Consider the following 381-nt stretch of genomic DNA (forward strand, 5'->3'; position numbering starts at 1 on the left):
TCAATGGATATTTGCTCCTCCCCGAAGCTTTTCGCAGCTTATCACGTCTTTCATCGGCTCTTAGTGCCAAGGCATCCACCCTGCGCTCTTTCATGCATAACCAACGTGAAGGCCTCCCGCGGGAACGGGACTCCTTCCACACATGCATAGCGTTGCATGCGTTGGTTCAGGTCAATTTTTTACTTTGTTTTCTTCAAAGTGCTGTAATCATTATTACAGTTTCCTGTTTATAACAATTACCTCGGATGTCTTGATATTTCATCAATTTCTCGTATGCGGTTTTCAAGGTACATTGCGGATAACCAGTCTCCTGCTTATCCAATGGAGAATACGAGATTCGAACTCGTGACCTCCTGCTTGCAAGGCAGGCGCTCTCCCAAC

The 381-nt window shown here is 46.2% G+C and carries 1 rRNA gene; it reads right to left on the reverse strand.

Annotation, left to right across the window (positions count from 1 at the left end):
* Nucleotides 1–102 (reverse strand): 23S ribosomal RNA (locus H6A20_RS13190); the annotation flags it as partial.
* Nucleotides 103–381 lie beyond the last annotated feature (279 nt).

The sequence above is a fragment of the Mordavella massiliensis genome, from assembly GCF_016901695.1.
GTDB lineage: Bacteria > Bacillota > Clostridia > Lachnospirales > Lachnospiraceae > Claveliimonas > Claveliimonas massiliensis_A.